The organism is Aliidiomarina haloalkalitolerans, from assembly GCF_003987315.1.
Lineage (GTDB): Bacteria > Pseudomonadota > Gammaproteobacteria > Enterobacterales > Alteromonadaceae > Aliidiomarina > Aliidiomarina haloalkalitolerans.
In genome coordinates, this window is sequence record NZ_PIPI01000001.1 from 31,111 (window position 1) to 52,587 (window position 21,477).

Sequence of the window (21,477 nt, forward strand, 5' to 3'; positions counted from 1 at the left end):
TGAAAATTTTCCGTGAAAATTTTTGCTTGAAATTTTTCGCTTGAAATAAGGTCTGCTGATCCCCATGTGATAACTAGGGTTAATCAACTTAGTTATTCAGGAGAGAAATCACCATGGCTGATAGTCAGCATGCTGAAAAACACGGGTTTCAGACGGAAGTAAAACAGCTTTTGCATCTGATGATTCATTCGCTGTATTCAAATAAGGAAATTTTCCTGCGGGAATTAATCTCAAACGCTTCTGACGCGGCCGATAAGCTGCGCTTTAAAGCGTTACAGAATAATGACCTGTTTGAAGGTGATGCAGAACTGCGCGTGCGCTTGAGTGTCGATAAAGACGCACGCACGATAACCATTAGTGATAACGGTATCGGCATGACCCGCGACGAGGTTATGAGCAACCTCGGCACGATCGCGAAGTCGGGTACCAAAGAATTCTTTAGCCAATTGTCTGGCGACCAAGCGAAAGACTCACAGCTAATCGGTCAGTTCGGGGTTGGTTTCTACTCGGCGTTTATTGTTGCCGACCGCGTCACGGTGCGCACGCGTGCGGCAGGAGTTGCTGCGGCAGAAGGTGTCGAGTGGCAGTCGGAAGGTGATGGCGAATTTACCATTGCAGCATTAAACAAACCGTCACGTGGCACTGAAATCACCTTGCATCTGCGGGAAGGTGAAGAAGAGTTTCTGGACAGCTGGAAACTCCGCTCGATTGTGACTACCTATTCAGACCATCTGAATATTCCAGTGCAAATGTGGCAGGACGAAACCCCTGAGCGCGACGGCCCAGACGGTGAGAAAATCCCTGCAGAGCCGGGTCAATGGGAAACTGTGAATGCCGGTAAAGCACTGTGGCTGCGCGAGAAAGCGGACATCAGCGAAGACGAATACAAAGAGTTTTATAAGAGTGTTGCCCATGACTTCGATGAGCCGTTGCTGTGGTCACACAATAAGGTCGAAGGTAAGCATGAGTACACGAGCTTGCTGTACATTCCAAAGCGAGCGCCGTGGGACTTATGGAACCGTGACAATCAAAAAGGCATTAAGCTTTATGTGCAGCGGGTGTTCATTATGGACGACGCTGAGCAGTTTATGCCGACCTACCTACGCTTTGTCCGCGGTTTGATTGACTCGAATGATTTACCGTTGAACGTGTCGCGGGAAATTCTGCAAGACAACAAAGTCACGCGTGCTATGCGCAGCGGAAATACGAAGAAAGTGTTGCAGAGCTTGGCGAAATTAGCGCGTGATGACCAAGAAGCTTATGCGAGTTTCTGGGATAACTTCGGTAATGTCCTAAAAGAAGGTCCAGCTGAAGACCAAGCGAATATTGAGCGAATTTGTGAGTTGTTGCGCTTTGCAAGTACCCATGAAGACAGTGACAAGCAGCGCGTGTCGCTTGATAGCTATATTGAGCGCATGAAAGAAGGCCAGGACAAGATCTACTACATTGTTGCGGATAGCTACGAAGCTGCGAAGAACAATCCAGCCTTGGAAATCTTCCGTAAGAAAGGCGTTGAAGTCTTGTTGTTGTCAGATCGTATCGACGAATGGTTAATGAGCCATCTTGATGAGTACCAAGAGAAGAAATTCCAGTCGGTCACGCGTGGTGATTTAGACCTCGGCAGCATGGAAGACGAGGCGGAGAAGCAAGAGCACGAACAGCTTGAGAAAGACTTTGAAGCGACGGTTGAACGGTTCAGCAAAACGCTTGGTGAGAAAGTGAAGAAAGTGCGAGTGACGCACCGTTTAACGGATTCACCGGCGTGTATTGTCACCGACGAGAACGACATGTCGACACAAATGGCGAAGCTGATGGAAGCGGCCGGGCAGAAAGTGCCAGAAACGAAATATATTTTCGAGTTAAACCCGGATCATCCGCTCGTCCAACGCATTGCCAATGAGCAAGACGACGCACGTTTTGGTGAGTGGGCGGAAGTCCTGCTTGACCAAGCGACGTTAGCGGAACGGGGTAGCTTGAAAGACCCGAGCAGTTTCGTTCGCCGTTTGAATAAGCTGATGTTGGCGATGTAACTTACCGCTTTCGAGGTAAGTACAACGGTTAAGGCCGGCCATGTCGCGGTTTTTCGCCATATGCGACGATGGTCGGCCTTGTTATTTGAGGGCTTGAAAGGTAAAGTTGAGCGCATTATTTTCGAGACTTTCTAAAACTTGTCTTTTAATTGTGTAATAACAGGGGAATTACCATGCGGATCATCCTGCTGGGGGCGCCAGGCGCAGGGAAGGGCACGCAAGCCCAATTTCTGATGAATACCTATAATATTCCGCAGATTTCGACCGGTGACATGCTCCGGGCGGCAATCAAAGCGGGCACAGAACTTGGCCAAAAGGCGAAGGCAGTGATGGATGCAGGCCAGTTAGTGTCAGACGACATTATGATTGGCTTGGTGCAGGAGCGAATTGCGCAAGAAGACTGTAAAAACGGTTTTCTCCTTGACGGTTTTCCGCGCACCATTCCACAAGCAGACGCCATGCAAGAAGCCGGCATTAAAATCGACTACGTGCTGGAATTTGACGTTGCCGACGACGTGATTGTTGAGCGTATGGCGGGTCGTCGCGTGCACCCTGGTTCTGGCCGGGTGTATCACGTGGTGTATAACCCACCAAAAGAAGAAGGCAAAGACGACGTTAGCGGTGAAGACCTCGTCATTCGCGATGACGACAAAGAAGAAACGGTGCGCAAGCGTTTGGCTATTTACCATGAGCAAACCGAGCCGTTGGTAGCGTATTACCAAGACTTGGCGAAGCAAAACGTGGTGACTTATCACAAACTTGATGGAACCAAAAAAGTTGAAGCGGTAAGCGCTGAGCTGAAAGACCTTTTAGGTTAATTGGCCACAGGCACGAACTCGGTTACGCACCTGCTGTGACTTGGTGCTCGAGTTAGCTGCGAAGAAAGCGTAGAATAAGGCCCGGACAACTTCGGTTGGTCCGGGTTTCATTTTTTAATTGCCTGCAGTAACGGCACGATGCAAGGAATACGTGATGATTTTACCTATAACAAGTTTATTTGCAGGGTTATTGACGCTGTTGTTGTTAGTGCTGTCAATTCGGATTATTCGCCTGCGCTGGCGTGACAAAGTCGGCATTGGCACCGGTGAAAGCTTGGACTTAAAAGTCGCCGTGCGCATTCACGGTAACTTTACTGAATATGTGCCGTTAGCTTTGATCTTATTAGCTCTGCTCGAATGGCAAGGTTTAAGCGCACTGTGGCTGTATGGGCTTGGTGGTTTGCTGTTTGTCGCCCGCGTTAATCATGCGATTGGCCTGACTAAAACCGCTGGTGTCAGTATTTACCGTACTATCGGAGTTCTAGGCACGTTCTTAATGCTGCTGATTGCAGCGATTCATTTGATTATTTTAGCGCTGGCTTAAGCGCAGAAGTTGGCAAGGTTTGGCATGAATATCGTTGCATTACACAGCTCGCAAAGTCACTCGGGGCAGTGGAAAAACCTGCACAAAGCGTTGCTTGTTGAGGGTTTGCTTGCAGGCTCTGAAACGGCTGACGCGGGCACGACGACTGCAAGCATGGTTAGCAAAAGCACAGCTCAGGTACACGAATTTTTCGCCCCTGATTTAATCGGTTATGGTCGCGGTGCGCCGGTGAGCAAAGAGGCGGTCGATTTTCGCCTTGCCGATGAGCTGGCAGCGCTGACTGCTGACTCATCACAGCTGCCGTTCGCTGCGCGCCCAGGTCAAGAGCCTGTCGTGTTAGTTGGGCACTCGTATGGCGGCGCGTTGGCGTTGCAATGGGCGTTGCGCTATCCAGAGCAAGTGCGTGGTTTGGTGTTGTATGAACCGGTTAGTTTTCATGTCTTGCCAGCCGATAGTCCCGCACGCGCCGAAATTGTGGCGATTGCCGAGCAAATGGACAACTTAAGTCTGGCCGAAGCTGCTGCGAGCTTTGTCGATTATTGGAATACCCCCGGCTATTTTGCTCGCTTACCAGAGCGGGCGCGAAGCCAAATGGTGACGCAGCAAGCAAAAGTACAAGCGGACTTCCATGCGTTACTGGATGAGGCAACCGAGCTTGCTGACTATGCTGCGTTGCGCATGCCGGTGGTGTTAGTGCATGGTACCGAATCTCCATTGTCGAGTCAGACTGTGGCGCAATGCTTGGCAGCAACAATACCTCATTGTCTGCACTTAGATGTGGCAGCAGGACATATGGCGCCACTGACGCAGGCTACAGTGGTGAACCCGCTGTTAGTGAACGGCTTGCGTTATGTGTTGCAAGCGAGTGCGAGCCCTGAGTCAACGCACAGCGTTCAGCAATCTGCCGCAGTTGACGGGTAGCGAGTCAAGCTATGAATCTTCGTTCAGATTTTCCGCTGTTTCAGGCCCAACCGGATTTAGTCTATCTAGACAGCGCTTCGTCCTGTCAGGTGCCTGAAGTTGTAGTGACAGCAATGGCCGATTATTTGCGTTATCACCATGCTAATGTACACCGCGGTAATTACCAACTGAGCCAAGCAGCGACTGCCATGTATGAAGCTGCTCGGGAGCGCGTCGCAGTGTTTTTTAACAGCAGTGCTGCACAGGTTGTCTTCACCAAAGGCACGACGGATAGTCTGAATTTGCTTGCTGCTGGCCTCGCTGAACGGGTGCAAGCAGGCGACAATGTGGTGGTGAGTTTAGCAGAGCATCATGCTAATTTTTTACCCTGGCAGCAGTTGTGTGCCGCCAAAGGCGCTGAGCTGAGAGTGATTCCGCTGGCAACCGATGGTACGTTCGCCAATCTGCCCATAGACCAACGCACGCGTGTGGTGGCGGTGACCCACGCGAGTAACGTGCTGGGTGTGGTCAACGAACTGACGGATATTACTGCAGCAGCGCAAGCAGTGGGCGCTTATGTGGTGGTTGACGCCGCTCAGACGGCCGCACATCTGACTCTTGAGCCGACGGCTTTGGGTATCGATGCTTTAGCGTTTTCTGGACATAAAGTGTATGGGCCAACCGGCATCGGCGCCCTGTGGTTGAGCCCGCGCGCGGTAGCCGAGTTACCGCTGTATCAAGTGGGTGGTGGTATTGTGCGCACGGTCAGTGCGACGCACAGTGACTATGTGCAAGGTGTCCAGCGTTTTGAGCCAGGCACGCCGAATTTGGTTGGTATTGCTGGCTTAGTGGCGGCCTTGGACTTCCTTGCGGCGGCGCGCGCACAGGGCAGCCATGCTTACTTGCGCGATTTAACTCAGCAGTTGCTCAGTATGCTTAAAGATTTTCCGCAATTACGGCTGTTGCCGCATGGCGATGGCACGATTCCAGTGGTGAGTGTGACCAGCGACGATCCGGATGTGCATCGGAATGATCTCGCTATGCTGCTCGACCAGCAACAGATTGCCGCACGTAGCGGTCATCATTGCGCACAGCCGTTGGTGCAGCATTACACGACACAAGGCTGTTTGCGCTTTTCACTCGGTGTTTATAATCAGGCGACTGACATTCAGCGCTTGCAGCAAGGTTTAAGCAAAGCGTTTGCTTTGCTCGGGTAGCGCACGTTTGTTGATTTGAGGTATGCAAAGTCATGCGACATCTTTGGCCAGAAACAAAAAAACTTGGCTTACTTACTGGCCCGATTTTAATCGCGCAATTAACCCAGATGATGATGGGTGTGGTCGACACCTTGATGTCAGGCCGAGTGGGGCCGACCGATCTAGCTGCGGTGGCTGTAGGCGGCGCGATCTGGATTCCGCTGACCTTGATCATTTTTGGTTTTGGTTTGTCCTTGGCGCCTGTCGTTTCGCATTGTGATGGTGCTGGTGACCGTTCCCAACTCGGTCGCCACCTGCAACAGAATCTCTATACGTGTATCATTGCCGCGCTACTCACCGGCCTACTGATGTATTTAGCGCCGTCGGTGCTTGCCGTGATGGACGTCGAGCCAGAATTTCGGCGCATGACCTTGGACTATTTGCACTATATTGTGTGGGGTTTACCAGCGTTTGTTCTGTATGTGGTGCTGCGCAACTTCTGTGAAGGCTTGTCGCATACCATGCCGTCGTTAGTGATTGGCGTTATTGGCCTGCTTATCAACATCCCTGCAAACTATGTCTTTATCTACGGCAAGCTCGGCATGCCTGCATTGGGTGGCGCTGGTTCTGGCATTGCGTCGGCGCTTGTTCTGTGGGGGATGGCATTGAGCTTGTTGCTCTATGTGGTGTTGTCAAAGCGCTATCGTCCAGTGATGCCGTTCCGTCGTTTTTATCCACCGAATTGGGACGACATGTGGCACTTCACCCGGATCGGTTTTCCAATTTCAATGTCGTTGTTTTTCGAAACTTCATTGTTTGCTGCGGTGGCGATTTTAATAGCACCATTAGGTGCGATTATGGTGTCAGGCCACCAGATTGCCTTAAACGTGTCGTCGATTGTGTATATGTTCCCACTCAGTTTAAGTATGGCGGTGACCTTGCGGGTTGGTTTTGCACTCGGTTCGCGGCAGCCGGACGATGCCATGAATGCCTATAAAGTGGCCATGCTGCTTGGCCTCAGTTTTGCGACGATTAATGGACTGGGCATGTGGCTGGGCGGACGTTGGTTAGCAAGTTTTTACACCGAAAACACGGAAATTATTCAGTTGGCGGGGACTTTGCTTGGTTTAGCGGCGATTTTCACCATTTCCGACACCTTCCAAGCGATTTCGATTGGCGCACTGCGTGGTTATAAAGATACCCGCGCGGCGATGGTCGTCACGCTGATTGCCTATTGGCCGTTTGGCTTGACGGTGGGGATTATCTTGGCTTTGACCGATTTGATTGTGCCGCGCATGGGTGCAGCCGGCTTTTGGATTGGCTTTATTTCCGGCTTAAGTGTCGCGGCCGTGCTGTTGACCTTGCGCTTGTTCCGCGTCCACTCTGCTTGGGTGGCGAAACATAATTAGCAGCACGCTCTCACTGGCAGTGACTAACTGGCGGCTCTGAATGTTCATGATTCGAATGATTAAAGCCTAAATCGCTTTCATCCTGAAATTCCGTTGTTTAAACGCAATATTTATGGCCTTCTGAGGTGTACCCCGTATATTGAATTTTTGTTAAATCTACGGGTCAAGTTTCATGCCACAAAATCGTCGTTCTCCTCTACGTTTATCTCCGCTGGTGCTCGCGCTCGCAGCGGCCTCTTGTGTGACAGTCGCAATTGCTGATGTCCCACTTGTGCAACCGGGTGCCCCAGGGCAGCCCAGTCGTCAAATCAGTGCTGAAGATGCAATTCAGCTGGTGTCTGCGCGGTTCACGACTGCCGACGTGAAGTTCATGCAAGACATGATTCCACATCACCAGCAAGCGTTGGATATGACGGCTCTCCTTGCAGAACGAACCAGCAGTAATGCCATGGTCGAGTTGGCTTCGCGAATCGAGCGTACGCAAGTCGATGAAATTGAATACATGACGCAATGGCTTGCAGAGCGCGGACAAACTGTGCCGAGTCGCGATTGGAGTGAACATACGGATCACGGTCATCATGGTCACCACGGACATCACGGTCATGAAGAGCACAGCGGCCATCAAATGATGGAAGGGATGGCAACGCCTGAGCAAATGGAGGCGTTAGCCGCGTCGACTGGGCCTGATTTCGACCGGATGTTCCTTGAACTCATGATCAAACACCACGAAGGTGCATTGACCATGGTGGGTGATTTGTTACGTCATCGAGGTGCTGCGGAAGAAGCCGAGTTATTTGAATTTGTCAATGAAGTTAAGAACGAGCAAGAAGCTGAAATAGGGCGAATGCTTGTTATGCTTGCTGGCTATTCGCCTGATCCACGGGCCGGCCTCGCCGCGGGGTTCCGTGATGCTGGTGAAGCCATTTGGAACATGGAATTACTTGCTGCCTTACCGAAGCCAACGGGCTTCTATGATCCAGAAAATCCAGCCGGCCTGCCTGCAAGCCGCTTACGTGAGCTTGCTAAAGCCGCTGAAGAAAATGATGCCGAGCGCACTGAAGCCGCTGCCGAAGCAAATACTGAAGGAGAAACGCCAACGCGTTCACGCGGTTCAAGCGATCGTCCGACGTTACTCGATTTCGCCAACACCGACATGGCATTCTCGGATAACACGCTTGTCGTGGGTAGCTATCACGGCTTCAAAATTTATGACATTAGTCGTCATGGTGAACCCGAGCTCATCAGTGCCGTCGTTTGTCCGGGTGGCCAAGGTGACGTGTCAATCGTCGGTGACTTACTGATTATGTCGGTTGAACAAGGCAGTGGTCGTTTAGATTGCGGATTACGTGGTGTCGCAGGGCAAGTGAGTGAAGAGCGCTTCCGCGGTCTGCGTATTTTCGACATCAGTGACTTGACCATGCCGGTGCAAGTGGGCGCGGTGCAAACCTGCCGTGGTTCACACACCCACACGGTCGTTGCGAACGACGATAATCGTTTGATTGTTTATAACTCAGCAACCAGCTTTGTGCGTGAAGATGAAGAGCTCGAAGGCTGTCTGAATAAAGACCCATTCCGCGATGATCGCACAGCGTTGTTCCGCATCGATGTCATCGAGATTCCAATCGATCGCCCACAAGACTCACGCATTATTCATAGTCCAGCAGTTTTTGCGGACCCTAACACCGGTAACCTCGCAGGTCTATGGGAGCGTGGTGACCATGGTCCGGGTACGCAAACGACGAATGAAACGAATCATTGCCATGACATCACTGTATTCCCAGCAGCGAACCTCGCCGCCGGTGCGTGTTCAGGGAATGGTATTCTTTTTGATATCACGGACCCAGTGAATCCAGTGCGGATTGACGATGTGGTTGACCCAGGCTTTGCATATTGGCACTCAGCAACGTTCAGTAACGACGGTAGCAAAGTGATCTTCACGGATGAGTGGGGTGGTGGCACTCGTCCTCGTTGCCGTGCATCCGACCCGATGCACTGGGGCGCCAATGCCATCTACGACATTGTCGACAATCAGCTCGTGTTCCGCAGCTATTACAAACTGCCAGCACCGCAAAGCGACACTGAAAACTGTGTTGCGCACAATGGTTCGCTCTTGCCGGTACCTGGTCGCGACGTCATGGTTCAAGCCTGGTATCAAGGTGGTGTCTCGGTGTTTGACTTCACGGATTCATCGAACCCGTTTGAGATTGCGTATTTCGATCGCGGCCCTATTGATGAGAAAGCCTTGGTGACCGGTGGTTATTGGTCAACCTACTGGTATCGTGGCCTTGTTTACGGTACTGAAATTGTCCGTGGTTTGGATGTTCTTGAGCTGGTACCGAGTGATTATATCAGCGCGAACGAGCTTGCTGCTGCCCGGTTGGTTGATAAGGGCAAGGAGTTTAATCCGCAGTTGCAAGAAACACTGAGCTGGCCGGCTGAACCAGTGATTGCACTCGCTTACAGAGACCAGCTGCAACGTTCTAACCGTCTTAGCGAAGCACAAGTGACGCAACTGACCAGCATGCTTGAAGAAACCGAGCAAGCGCTTGAGCGGGGTCGTCGTAATCGCGGATTATCTAATCGTCTGAATAGTATGGCGGCGGACATGAAGCGTGAGGCAAATTCCCGTGAAGGAATTGATCGCCAGCGTTTGCACGGCCTTGGTGAGACACTCGAAGGGCTTGCTGCTCGCTTACGTTAATCACTAGCGCGGTGCGATGCACCGCGTTGACTTTTCTTACTCTAAAAAATGCTGGGCAATGCCCTAATGCTTGTCAGATAGGCATTAGGGCTTTAATCACTTTTAACGGAGTTAAACTGCCGAATTTGTAACGAAGTGCGCAATAGTTATTTAAATCATGCAAAAAAGGTATCTCAGTAACAATTAAAGTTAAAAATTGTCTTTAGCTTACCAATTCGTGTATATTTTATACATATATGTAATTGGAGTGCTTTTTATGAGTCGGTTAATCGACGTAAACGAGAATATTGAGCACGCGCTTGAACAGTTGAAAATAGCGGTGCAAGACGCGATTAGGCATAGTGCGACGTCTGCCGATAGGCCGTTTACACATATTGACGATATCTCTGAGTTGGTCGCTGTTTATCGAAAAGAGCATGGCTTGAGCAAAGGCGATTTTACTTTAATGGCTGGCGTGACACCGCACACCATGCGTCGTTTTGAGAACGAGCCTACATCGATGCGCGTGGATACCTTGATGAGCATCCTCCAGTCTTTTGGCATGACACTCTACGCGGGGCCGATCGATGAATAAGATCAGACGTGAACGAGTCGGCTTCGTGTGGGCGAATGGACGTCTGGCTGGTACTTTAAGCGAAGTCAGCGATGGCTTGCGGTTTGAATACCAGTTTCAATACGACCAAAATTACCTCCTGAATGGCAGTCCAATTGGCCATCATTTCCCACTCCAAGAGCAGCCTTTTGTATCTGATGTATTACCGCCATTCTTTGAAAACCTGACAAGTGAAGGTTGGATACGACGCTATCAAAGCGCAAAAGCCCGAACTGACAAGCAAGACTCGTTTGGCCTTTTGTTAGCAAACGGGCGCGACCTGATTGGCGCTGTCAGTGTCACTCCGCAGCCAAAGGAGGCGTGATGGGTATTTGCCTCGGAACGCTCAAACCGACCGCCGATTCGCAATTAACCGAAGGCTTTAGCAGGCGGTTCGTTAAATCGATGTTTGGATTGCCATCGCTGCCGGTTGGCGGTTTAACCATTGCGATGACTGCAAGTGAGTTCGAACGTCAAGCGGGACCTTATCTTGAGGGGCAATCGATTTCTGGCGTGCAGCGAAAAGTGATGGTGCGACTTGAGGGGAATAAGCTTGTACCCGCTCAAGGCAATGGCGATTACATTTTAAAGCCGACGCCACCAACTATCTCTCATTTGCCAGAAAATGAACATGCGATGATGAACCTTGCTCGTGCGGTGGGCTTACACGCACCGGATTGTGCGGTGATTCCCTTTGAGGACGGAGAGTTTGGTTATATTACCAAACGATTTGACAAGCTTGCGGATGGGCAACGTCTTTTCGTTGAAGACGCAGCTTCACTGTGTCAGGCCCATTCATCGAACAAAGGCGACCATGACATGTGGTCATACGAATTGGCGATTCGAATCATGTATGAAGCAGCGGGTCGAAAAGCCCCGGTTATCATGAAAGGACTGCAGCAAGTTCTGTTCGCGTACTTGGTGGGCAATAATGATTTGCACCTAAAAAACTTCGCGATGTACCGCAAGCCGAACTCAGCCAGCACCACGATGTTCGACTTTACTCCAATGTATGATGTGCTATCGGTTTTCCCGTACCCCGAATACAATCTTGCAGATTACCTGACGTTGTCACTCAACGAAGCAGAACGAGCGGGGACTTTCTCGCCGGAATATGAGCACTTCGGTTATTACACCAAACAAGATTTTGTTGCTCTTGGCCAAACGCTCGGTTTGAACGAGAAGGCGGCGACAGCGTTTGTGACCGTATTGACCGACAAGGTTGAAAAACACCTCAAACCAATTGTCCAAGCTTCGCTGATGCCAGAACCAATGCAAAGGGTCATCATGGAAGAGATTGAAAACCGAATTGCTTGCTTACGACGAGCGCTTTAAACCCGCTTACGATGCAATCACGATTCGATTTTCTAATCGTTTACCTTTAACCCAAGTCCATAGAAGGAAGCGCGCAGCGCTATTTTTTGCGTGCGCGCAAGACGTCGATGACATCACTGAGCTGTAAGTCGCGGGCTTGCAACACCACAGTTAAGTGGTAGAGCAAATCAGCGCTTTCGTTGAGCAGGGCGTCGTCGTCTTGGGCAACGGCGGCGAGCGCCACTTCGACACCTTCTTCACCGACTTTTTGTGCACAGCGGCGAATACCGCTCGCGAGTAGCTCGGCGGTGTAGCTGCTGCCCGCATCACCGTTGGCGAGTTCTGCTTTGCGCTGTTTGACGGTGTTCTCCAGCTCGATCAATTCACTGATGGCTGGGAACTCCGGCGGTAACCAACAGCTTTCAGTGCCTAAGTGGCAAGTTGGGCCGTGTGGCTTGGCCAACACCAACAGTGAGTCCTGATCGCAATCAGCAGTGACGGATACCAGCTCCAGCACGTGTCCTGAGCTTTCCCCTTTGGTCCACAAGCGCTGCTTACTGCGGCTGAAGAAAGTAACTTGACCGCTCTGCATGGTATGGGTCAGCGCTTCACGGTTCATGTAGCCCTGCATGAGGACACGGCCGCTGATGCTGTCTTGCACTATTGCGGGCAAAAGGTCTTCCATTTTTTGCCAAGCGAGTTGGTCGAGGTTTTTACCATCAACAATCATGTTGGTTCCCTTCTAAAATGAATTCTGTTCAGGTTAGGCCTGCTATAAAGTGAATATTATTCATGTTGAGCCTAACTCATGTTGAGCCTAACTAAGTGTGACTGAGCCTGATTGTGCCGAGCGAATCGCCTTAGGCTGAATCCCCTAAGGCCGAATCCCCTATGGCCTAATACCCTAAGGCCTAATACCCTAAGGCCTAATACCCTAAGGCCTAATAATTACGCCCGCGCTACGCAGTTCTGTTTTTAAGTCCCGTATGGCAATGACACCTTTATGAAAAACCGATGCCGCGAGCGCACCGTCGACGTTGGCGTGTTGAAACACCTCGATAAAATGTTCAACCGCACCGGCACCGCCAGAGGCGATGAGTGGCACATTGCAGGCTGCGCGAATCGCTTTTAACTGTTGAATGTCATAGCCATTGCGCACGCCGTCTTGATTCATACAGTTCAGCACGATTTCACCGGCACCGCGCGCGATCACCTCTTGCACCCAATCGGCGGTTTGCCAGCTGGTTTTCTGCGTGCGAGTCTCGTCACCAGTGAATTGATAGACGTCGTAGGTGCCGGTCTCTTGGTTATAAAAGCTGTCAATACCAATGACAACGCACTGCTGTCCAAACTCAGAAACCAGTTCGTTAATTAGCTCAGGGCGGCGCAGAGCCGGTGAATTGACCGAGATTTTATCCGCGCCCATGGCCAGAATTTCGCGCGCTTGCTCGATACTTTGAATACCGCCAGCGACCGCAAAAGGGATATTAATCACTTCGGCAACGCGGCTGACCCAGGACTTGTCGACCACGCGACCATCGGACGATGCGGTGATGTCGTAAAAGACTAATTCATCAGCACCTTCTTCGGCGTAGCGTTTCGCCAGAGGCACAATGTCTCCAACAATTTCGTGGTTACGGAACTGCACGCCTTTAACGACTTGGCCGTCACGGACGTCGAGGCACGGAATTATGCGTTTTGCCAGCATGTGAGTGCCTCCGGTAAGGTGAATTGGCCGGTCAGCAGCGATTTGCCGAGAATGACACTGTCGCAATTGGCGCTTTTTAATGTTTCCAGCTCAGCTAAGCTAGCAACACCGCCGGACGCTTGCCAGATAATGCTCGGATAGGCGCGTTTGAGATCGCGGTAAAGCTCGACATTGCTACCCGCTAAGGTGCCGTCGCGGCTGATATCGGTGCAAAGTACATGCTTCAAACCACGTACTTGGTAGCGGTCGAGCACGTCTTCTAGACGAACTTCACTGGTGCTTTGCCAGCCATGGGTGGCGAGCCAGCGGTTGCCTTGCTGGTCAATATTGATATCAAGCGCTAAGACAATCGCTTCCGGGCCAAACTCGTCAAGCCAACCTAAGACTTCGTCAACAGCAGTGACGGCTTTCGAGCCAATCACAGCGCGTTGAACACCAGCGGCTAGTAGGTTAGCGACGTCGTCGCGGCTGCGAATACCGCCGCCAGTTTGAATCGGTAAGCCAGTCACGGTGACAATTTCAGTGAGTAAGTTCAGCTGGCGTTTACTAGTATCGCGGGCGCCGTCGAGGTCGACTAAATGAAGAAATTCTGCGCCTTCATCACGATACTGCAGTGCAACAGCCACCGGATTGCTGTTGTACGTGGTTTGCTGGTTAAAGTCACCTTTGAGCAGGCGAACGACGTTACCGTCAATTAAATCGAGAGCTGGAATTAGCATGTAAACTCCAAGAAATTCTGTAAAACACGCGCACCGTCGGCGCCAGAGCGTTCAGGGTGAAATTGCACACCGAGGAAATTGCCATTGGCAATGGCCGCAGCAAACGGTTGGCCATAATCACAGCTGGCAATGGTGGCGCCGTCAACCGGTGCGGCAAAGCTGTGGACAAAGTAAAACCATGGCTGTTCGAGACCTTGAAACAGAGGGTGGTCGCTGACTTCAGTGCGGTTCCAACCCATGTGCGGTAAAGGCAAACCGGCTTGGCTGCGTAACCGCTCAATGTGCGTCGGAATGACACCAAGTGCAGGCACTGGCTCTGCGGCACGAGTTTCAGTTGAATAACGCGTCAGCATTTGCATGCCCAAACAAATGCCGAGCACCGGCTGTGTTAAGTTTTGCAAGGTGCTGACTAAGTCGATCTCGTGCAAGGCGCGCATGGCGGCTTCAGCAGTGCCTACGCCGGGTAAAACCACACGCTCTGCATTGCGGATGACTTCTGGGTCAGCACTAATGACGGGTTCAACGCCGAGGCGGCGAAATGCAAACGCCACCGAGGCTAAGTTGGCAACCCGGGTATTGACGATAACCAAGTTGTTGTTTACGGCGGACGTACTCATGCCAAAACACCCTTACTCGAGGGCATTTCATTGCCTTGACGCCGAATGGCCTGACGTAGGGCGCGGCCAAAGACTTTAAACAGGCCCTCTACTTGGTGGTGAGCGTTGCCTTCGGTGGTGCTTAAGTGCAACGAGATTTTCATGCTGTCGCACAGCGAACGGAAAAAGTGCGGCACCATTTGCGTCGCCAATTGACCCACGTTCTCGGCGCTAAAGTCGGCGTCGAAAACCAAATAGGGACGACCTGAAATATCGAGCACACATTCGGCGCGGCATTCGTCCATTGGTAAGACAAAACCGAAGCGGCCAATGCCACGTTTGTCACCAAGGGCTTTGTGTAATGCTTCGCCCAACGCTAACGCAGTGTCTTCGACACTGTGGTGATCGTCGATGTGGAGGTCGCCGTCGACGGTGACTTGTAAGGAAAATCCGCCGTGGGTGGCAATTTGCTCAAGCATGTGGTCGAAGAAGCCAATGCCGGTCGCAAGTTTCACCGGACCCGCTTCGTCGAGGTTTACTTGTACACGAATGTCGGTCTCGCGGGTGGTACGAACAACTTCAGCAGTGCGTGGCTTGGTGGTCAATTGCTTAACGATTTGCGCCCAACCATTGACGCCACGCTCGTAGCGAATACCGGCGATACCCATGTTTTCTGCCAATTCAAGGTCAGTTTGACGGTCGCCAATGACAGCGGACGTGGTGAAGTCGACTTTACCTTGTTGCAAGTAGTCTTTCACCAAACCGAGCTTGGGTTTACGGCAGCTGCAGTTGTCTTCTGGGAAGTGTGGGCAAATTAGCACGTCGTCGAAGCGAATACCGTGGGCGGTAAAAAGATCCATCATGGCGTTGTGCGGTGGATCAAAGTCCGCCTGCGGGAAACTGTCGGTGCCAAGTCCGTCTTGATTGCTGACCATCACCAAGCGATAGCCGGCAGCTTGGAGGTCTTGTAGGGCGTTAATGACGCCTGGTTCGTACACAAGTTTTGCGAGGCTATCGAGTTGTTTGTCGACCGCTGGTTCTTCCACTAAGGTGCCGTCACGATCGATAAAGAGAATTTTTTGCTGACTCATGGTTATGCTCCTGCCTTGCTGGCTTTAAAGTCATCAAGGACTGCCAGTAACTGTTGATTTTCGCTGGCGCTGCCGACGGTAATACGGACGCAATTGCTGAGGCCAACTTGCGACGATTGATTACGAATCAGAACACCGGCTTGAATACAGTGTTGCATCAATGCATCGGCGTCATTCACGCTAACAAGAATAAAGTTAGTCACAGAATTGTGTACCCGTTTCACCCACGGATAACCCTGTAATGCTAGTGCGAGTTTAGCGCGCTCGGCAATGGTTTGCGCGGTATTTGTTTGCACCCGAGCTTGTTCTTGCGAGCTCAACGCCTGCTGCGCCACCTGAATACTTAAATCTGGCAATGGGTACGGCGCGAGAACCGGCAATAACGCCTGAACTAAATCCGCGTTAGTAAGCGTAAAGCCAACTCGAATGCCGGCTAAGCCGAATGCTTTTGACAGTGTGCGCATGACAATCACGTGCGGGTTTTGATCAATCGCCGCAACCATCGAAACGTTCGAGTTGCCCTGCAGCGTATTGGAGTTCGCATAGGCAGCCGGTGACCGCGCTTGGGCGAACTCAATGTAAGCTTCGTCGATAACCACAAGAGCCCGATTCTGACATAGCTCGATAACGCGCTGCATGCTGTCACGTTGCAAAGCATTGCCAAGTGGGTTCGACGGGTTACATAAAAACACCACTTTAATGCCAGGCTCGTTGTTGAGTGCTTGTTCAATACCATCAAGGTCCAGCTGCCAAGTATCGGCAAGCAGCGGCACAGCAACGGTTTCATTGTTATTAATAGCCGCACTAATGGCGTACATGCCATAGGTTGGCGGGCAAATCAGAATTTTGTCACGACCTGGCTCGCAAAAGGTGCGAATGAGTAACTCAATGCTTTCGTCGCTACCTCGGTGGCTGATTACTTGCTTCGCGGCAACACCAGCATAGTCGGCATAGGCCTGATTCAGCGCCTGGTTTTGAAAGTCGGGGTAGCGATTCAAACCTTCGGTTTTGACACTGTAGGTTTGCGAGTAGGGCGACTCGTTAGCATTTAACCAGACGCTGCCGCCGGACATGCTGCGCCGTGCTGACGCGTAGGGCGTAAACAAACGTAAGTGCTCACGCATGAGCGTATTGACTAAGTTTGCAACGGCGGTGCTCATGAACGTGACTCCTGTGATAATTGCTCTGCGGCTAGGTCAGCTTGCATGCGCGGGCTTTCAAGGCGCAAGGAAACCGCACGTAAGTGAGCGTCTAACTGCTCTTCTGCGGCTAGGTCAATCAGTGTTTGACCAAGATCTTGAAGGCCTTGTGCTGAGACGGTTTGTACCGTGTAACGGCGATAAAAGTCGAGCAAACCTAGACTGCTGTAATTGCGGGCGAAGCCGTACGTTGGCAACACATGGTTGGTACCGGTGGCATAGTCACCGCCAGACTCTGGGGTATAGTGACCGACAAAAATAGAACCAGCATTGGTTAACTTGGGTAAGTAACTGTCGGTATCGTCAAATTGCAGCAATAAGTGTTCAGGCGCGTAGGCTTGACTAATGGCTACCGCTTCGGTTAGGTCACGGGTAAGAATCAACGCACTTGCACTTAACGCTTGTTGGGCAATGGACTGCCGCGGCAATGCAGCGAGCTGTTCACTCAGCTCGACTTTTACTTGTTCAATCAGCGTGCGGCTCGGCGACAACAGAATCACTTGCGAGTCAGGGCCGTGCTCTGCTTGTGAAAGCAAATCAGCGGCTACAAAGGCAGGCTCGGCGCTGTCATCGGCGATAACCAAAATTTCCGACGGTCCTGCAGGCATATCAATGGCTGGGCCGCCAGCAATTTGGCTGACCTGCTGCTTGGCTTCGGTGACATAGGAATTGCCAGGCCCAAAAATTTTGTCCACTTTGGTGATGCTTTCGGTGCCCAACGCTAATGCGGCAATCGCTTGCGCGCCACCGCCTAAGCAAACTTGGGTGATACCGCATTTAATTGCGGCATAACAAATTGCCGGCGAAAGCTGACCGCCGGCACTTGGCGGGCTGATCAGAATGCGTTCTTGGCAATTCGCAATTTGGGCCGGAATTCCGAGCATGAGGACCGTGCTTGGTAAGCTGGCGCTGCCACCCGGAATATATAATCCAACGCGCTCAAGGGGCTGAAAGCGTTGCTCACAGACGATACCTGGCATGGTTTCAACCTGCACGTTTTGCGGTTGCTGAGCGAGGTGAAACTGGCGAATGTTGTTGTATGCTTGGTCGATTGCACGTTGCACTGCCGGACTCGCTTGCTCAGCGAGGGCAGCAACAGTTGCCATCGGCAGCACCGGACTGGCTAAACGCACACCGTCAAATTGCGCGGTGTAGTCGAGCAGCGCCTGATCACCTTGGCTGGCAACGCGGTCGATAATGTCGCGCACTTGTGCTTGCAAACGTGCACTGACGGCTTGCACCGGGCGCGCAAGAGCCGCACTGCGTTCGGCCGCCGATGCGTCTTGCCAGTTGATCACTTGAATGTCGGTTGCCATGGTTTTACCCCATCATTTTCTCAATTGGCATGACTAGAATCGAACTACAGCCTAATGCTTTCAGTTGTTCCATGGTTTCCCAGAATAAGTTCTCGGTACTGACCACGTGTACGGCAACTTGCTCGTCAGTGTGACTTAGGGGCAACACAGTCGGCCGCTCGGCGCCGGGTAAAATGGCTTCGACTTCGGTGAGTTTGTCTTTTGGTGCGTGCAGCATAATGTATTTGCTCTCTTTCGCGAGCTGCACACCGTCAAGACGAGCTAATAATTTGCTGACTAGCTTCTGCTTCTCGTCACTTAATGACTCGCTGCGCTGAATAATTTGCACCTGGGAGCGGAAAATTACTTCTTGCTCAACTAAGCCATTGGCTTCCAGGGTTGCACCGGTTGATACTAAATCGCAAATAGCGTCAGCTAAGCCCGCCCGCGGCGCGACTTCAACAGACCCGGTGAGCATGACTGGCTTGGCTTGAATACCTTGGGTGGCCAAGTAGCTTTCCAGAATGCGTGGATAGGTGGTGGCGATTTTACTGCCATTAAGGTCAGTTAAACCTTGGTAGTTGGTTTCTTTGGGCACGGCGATGCTCAACCGGCAGAAGCCGAAATCGAGCCGACGCAAGGACTGAAAACTGCTTGGCTGATTCTTAATGCTGCGCTCGAGACGCTCTTCTTCAAGCACGTTTTCACCCACTAAGCCGAGGTCGACAACGCCGTCCATCACTAAGCCAGGGATATCGTCGTCACGAACACGCAATAAATCAATTGGGTGACTGGTGCTGTGGGCCATTAAACGCTGCTCGTGAAGGTTAAACTTGACGCCACAGGCTTCAAGAAGCTTCAGTGACTCTTTGCTGAGTCGACCAGATTTTTGCACTGCAATCGTTAAACGTTCACTGCTCATTGGGTTTCACCTTATTTGCTTGATTTCAAAACTGTTTCAATAAAAAGTTAAATTCGATTCGTGTGTTGCTGCTATGGGCGGCGAAGACATGAAAAAAGCCCCGGAAGGTACGCTTCCGGGGCTCAAGAATCAAAGGGGCTCAGGAAGGTACCAAAGGACCTTCCTCATGCAGAAGGCCGCTAGAGGAAATGATGATGGTGATGCACAGCAACGCCAGAGCAGAGGCTCTGTTTTGCGTTCATTGCTGATTGTGCACCATATAAATTCATTTCCGTTCCTATCTTTTAGTTGGCACTGCTGCTAGCTGGCACTGCTGCCATGGAGTCCGCTTAAATCTGAACAAGTCTGCTTAAGTTGTATGGATTTTACCGACTCAAGTTCAGATTGCAAGTACTTTCTTGCAGTTTAAAGTTTGCGCGGCAGCATTAACGTGAAGGTCGTACCGACACCTACGGTGCTTTCCACAGAAATATCGCCTTTCAGTTTTTGCCGAACTAAGTTGTACACAATCGGCATACCTAAACCTGTGCCGCCTTCACTACGCTTGGTGGTAAAGAACGGATCATAAATTTGACCCAAGATGATCTCGTCCATACCGACGCCGTTATCACTAAAACGCAAACGCACTTGATTACCTGCGGCGGTCTCGGCCGACAAGGTCAAAATGGCTGGTTCATCGGCGCTGCGCTGATGGAATGCATGACGAATGGCATTGGTGACTAAGTTGGTAATGATCTGCGCCATGGCCCCTGGAATGGTGGTCATGACAATGTCATCAGCCATCTCGACCTTGTACACAATACCGGCACGTCGCAGTTCGATCGACAGGGTCGACATGACTTCTTCGAGATAGGTTTTGAGATTAATCTCACGTTTCTCAGCAACCATTTGGTCAACGGCAATTTGCTTAAAGTTACTAATCAGTTCACCCACCCGCGACAGGTTTTTCTGGGTGAGGCTTAAGCTGTCGGTGCTGCGCTCGATAAAGCCACTGAGTTGGTCTCGCGTGAGTTGTCCCTGTTCGAGTTGCTCTTTCAAAATCGCGAGACGGTCATGCACCATGCTGGTACCTGTGATGGCAACGCCGAGTGGGGTGTTAACCTCATGGGCAACACCGGCAACGAGGTTACCGAGTGCGGCCATTTTCTCAGACTCGACCAGCTTGTCTTGGGCGTCACGTAATTCATCGAGCGTTAGCAACAGCTTGCCTGCTGTTTTCCGCTTATTCAGGAACATGACAACGGTTGTGACGGCCATGACTAAGGCGATTAGAAACGCAAAACCAATGGCCCACAGGTACAAGCGTTGGCGGTCGATCGTGCGCTCGCGCGACTCGAGTAATGCCAATTGTTCGTCAAGGGCGGTGCGCTGATCGCGCAGCTGCTGTTGTTGCACTGCAAGGACGTTACGGTTGGCTAAAATGCGCTCGGCTAACTCGTCACTTTCTTGTTGTTTTTGGCGCAATTGAAACTCTTTTTGGCGCAGCTGCACTTGCTGCTCTTCAAGCGCTTGCTCACTGCGACGCAGGGTAATTTGAATTTGCCGTAACTGCTCTTCGCGTTCAAATAACAACTGTCGCTGACCGTCGAGCTCACGGAGTAACTCTTGTAAGGCAGTTTGCTGGGAGTCCATCACCTGCTGTTTGTCTTCGAGCGTGCCTTGCTGCGCTCGCAGCACATTGTCACGTTCGCGCACGGTTTGCTCGAGTAAGTCGATGCGATTTAATAGTTGCCGATTTTCGGCGCGGCTTTGTTCGAGTTCGCTGGTTAAACCATTGACCTGTTGTTGTAAGTCCGCCGCGCGCGCTTGCGCACGGCGAGCCATCACGGCCATTTCCAACTCGTTGCCGCGCAGCATGAGCAGGTCGCCAGAGGCGCGCAAACCGGTACTTTCAATACGATCGGAATTAACCTGAAAGCCGAGGCGATTCTGAGTGGTGACGACCAGATTGATCATCATGTCATCGCGCACTGGCGAGTGTTCGGTGATCACCAGAATTGCTCGGCCGCGCACGGCATTGAAACTACTATTGAGCAAGTGCGAAGCACCGGTACCAATATACAAAACATCCACTTCACTGCCGCCACTTGGTCGTGTGACTTCAACGACTTCAATGCGTAAACCGCGAATACTGCCCAATGGCGAATTACGTAATTCTTGATAGACTTGCGGGCTGCCGAGGACCCCAATCGTCAAGCTTTCACGCACGGATTCATTCGGCCAGGTGACGTAATGAACAACATTCGCCAAATAGGCGGCACGCATTTCTTCCGCCGATATAGGCGTGGTTGCTTGCCCTTGAGCCTGTGCAACTGCACTCGTTAGCCCGAACGAGCAACAGGCTATGAGCAGCAAAATGCGCAATTGATGAATGAAATTACTCGGCATAAGTGTCGGCATCCAAGTCTGAATATGAAATAATGCCCCTAGCATATCGTAAAGG

The 21,477-nt window shown here is 51.4% G+C and carries 19 protein-coding genes; 10 read left to right on the forward strand and 9 right to left on the reverse strand.

Going from position 1 to position 21,477, the window contains the following annotated elements:
- Positions 1–113: 113 nt before the first annotated feature.
- The 10 genes from htpG (at position 114) to CWE06_RS00200 (ending at position 11,525) form a co-directional block, all read left to right on the forward strand.
- Entirely contained in the window at positions 114–2,030 is a 1,917-nt protein-coding gene (gene htpG, locus CWE06_RS00155; protein WP_126790302.1) for a molecular chaperone HtpG, read from the forward strand.
- 173 nt (positions 2,031–2,203) lie between these two features.
- Positions 2,204–2,848: an adenylate kinase gene (adk, locus tag CWE06_RS00160; RefSeq protein ID WP_126790303.1), complete on the forward strand. Its 645-nt coding sequence runs from the start codon at positions 2,204–2,206 to the stop codon at positions 2,846–2,848.
- 154 nt (positions 2,849–3,002) lie between these two features.
- Positions 3,003–3,392 carry an MAPEG family protein gene (locus CWE06_RS00165; protein WP_126790304.1) on the forward strand — a complete coding sequence of 130 codons (390 nt, stop codon included), beginning with the start codon at positions 3,003–3,005 and terminating at the stop codon, positions 3,390–3,392.
- A gap of 24 nt (positions 3,393–3,416) precedes the next feature.
- The gene (locus CWE06_RS00170; protein WP_126790305.1) at positions 3,417–4,313 is read left to right on the forward strand and encodes an alpha/beta fold hydrolase; all 897 of its coding nucleotides are present in this window, start codon (positions 3,417–3,419) and stop codon (positions 4,311–4,313) included.
- Positions 4,314–4,324: 11 nt separating this feature from the next.
- Entirely contained in the window at positions 4,325–5,509 is a 1,185-nt protein-coding gene (locus CWE06_RS00175) for an aminotransferase class V-fold PLP-dependent enzyme (RefSeq protein WP_126790306.1), read from the forward strand.
- A 32-nt stretch (positions 5,510–5,541) separates the two neighbouring features.
- On the forward strand, positions 5,542–6,897 hold the full coding sequence (locus tag CWE06_RS00180; RefSeq protein ID WP_126790307.1) for an MATE family efflux transporter: 1,356 nt from the start codon (positions 5,542–5,544) through the stop codon (positions 6,895–6,897).
- Positions 6,898–7,069: 172 nt separating this feature from the next.
- Positions 7,070–9,598: a DUF305 domain-containing protein gene (locus CWE06_RS00185; RefSeq protein ID WP_126790308.1), complete on the forward strand. Its 2,529-nt coding sequence runs from the start codon at positions 7,070–7,072 to the stop codon at positions 9,596–9,598.
- 256 nt (positions 9,599–9,854) lie between these two features.
- Positions 9,855–10,172, forward strand: a complete 318-nt coding sequence (locus tag CWE06_RS00190; protein WP_126790309.1) for a helix-turn-helix domain-containing protein — start codon at positions 9,855–9,857, stop codon at positions 10,170–10,172.
- Positions 10,165–10,515 (forward strand): HipA N-terminal domain-containing protein, encoded by a 351-nt coding sequence (locus CWE06_RS00195; RefSeq protein ID WP_126790310.1) that lies wholly within the window; start codon positions 10,165–10,167, stop codon positions 10,513–10,515. Before CWE06_RS00190 ends, CWE06_RS00195 begins: the two co-directional genes overlap by 8 nt.
- Entirely contained in the window at positions 10,515–11,525 is a 1,011-nt protein-coding gene (locus CWE06_RS00200) for a type II toxin-antitoxin system HipA family toxin (protein ID WP_126790311.1), read from the forward strand. The genes CWE06_RS00195 and CWE06_RS00200 overlap by 1 nt, the downstream gene beginning before the upstream one ends.
- Before the next feature lie 79 nt (positions 11,526–11,604).
- Here the strand turns inward: CWE06_RS00200 and hisIE are convergent, their stop codons facing one another.
- The 9 genes from hisIE to CWE06_RS00245 form a co-directional block, all read right to left on the reverse strand.
- A complete protein-coding gene (gene hisIE / locus CWE06_RS00205; protein WP_126790312.1) occupies positions 11,605–12,234 on the reverse strand; it encodes a bifunctional phosphoribosyl-AMP cyclohydrolase/phosphoribosyl-ATP diphosphatase HisIE in 630 nt (209 codons plus the stop codon).
- Between the two features lie 204 nt (positions 12,235–12,438).
- Complete coding sequence (gene hisF / locus CWE06_RS00210) at positions 12,439–13,212, reverse strand: imidazole glycerol phosphate synthase subunit HisF (RefSeq protein ID WP_126790313.1); 774 nt, start codon at positions 13,210–13,212, stop codon at positions 12,439–12,441.
- A complete protein-coding gene (hisA, locus tag CWE06_RS00215) occupies positions 13,194–13,931 on the reverse strand; it encodes a 1-(5-phosphoribosyl)-5-[(5-phosphoribosylamino)methylideneamino]imidazole-4-carboxamide isomerase (RefSeq protein WP_126790314.1) in 738 nt (245 codons plus the stop codon). The genes hisF and hisA overlap by 19 nt, the downstream gene beginning before the upstream one ends.
- On the reverse strand, positions 13,925–14,548 hold the full coding sequence (hisH, locus tag CWE06_RS00220) for an imidazole glycerol phosphate synthase subunit HisH (RefSeq protein WP_126790315.1): 624 nt from the start codon (positions 14,546–14,548) through the stop codon (positions 13,925–13,927). The genes hisA and hisH overlap by 7 nt, the downstream gene beginning before the upstream one ends.
- Positions 14,545–15,618: a bifunctional histidinol-phosphatase/imidazoleglycerol-phosphate dehydratase HisB gene (hisB, locus tag CWE06_RS00225; protein ID WP_126790316.1), complete on the reverse strand. Its 1,074-nt coding sequence runs from the start codon at positions 15,616–15,618 to the stop codon at positions 14,545–14,547. The genes hisH and hisB overlap by 4 nt, the downstream gene beginning before the upstream one ends.
- Before the next feature lie 2 nt (positions 15,619–15,620).
- Positions 15,621–16,778: a histidinol-phosphate transaminase gene (gene hisC, locus CWE06_RS00230; protein WP_126790317.1), complete on the reverse strand. Its 1,158-nt coding sequence runs from the start codon at positions 16,776–16,778 to the stop codon at positions 15,621–15,623.
- Positions 16,775–18,133: a histidinol dehydrogenase gene (gene hisD / locus CWE06_RS00235; protein ID WP_126790318.1), complete on the reverse strand. Its 1,359-nt coding sequence runs from the start codon at positions 18,131–18,133 to the stop codon at positions 16,775–16,777. The genes hisC and hisD overlap by 4 nt, the downstream gene beginning before the upstream one ends.
- Positions 18,134–18,137: 4 nt before the next feature.
- Entirely contained in the window at positions 18,138–19,034 is an 897-nt protein-coding gene (gene hisG, locus CWE06_RS00240) for an ATP phosphoribosyltransferase (protein WP_126790319.1), read from the reverse strand.
- Positions 19,035–19,439: 405 nt separating this feature from the next.
- Complete coding sequence (locus tag CWE06_RS00245) at positions 19,440–21,467, reverse strand: YfiR/HmsC family protein (RefSeq protein WP_126790320.1); 2,028 nt, start codon at positions 21,465–21,467, stop codon at positions 19,440–19,442.
- Between the last annotated feature and the right edge of the window lie 10 nt (positions 21,468–21,477).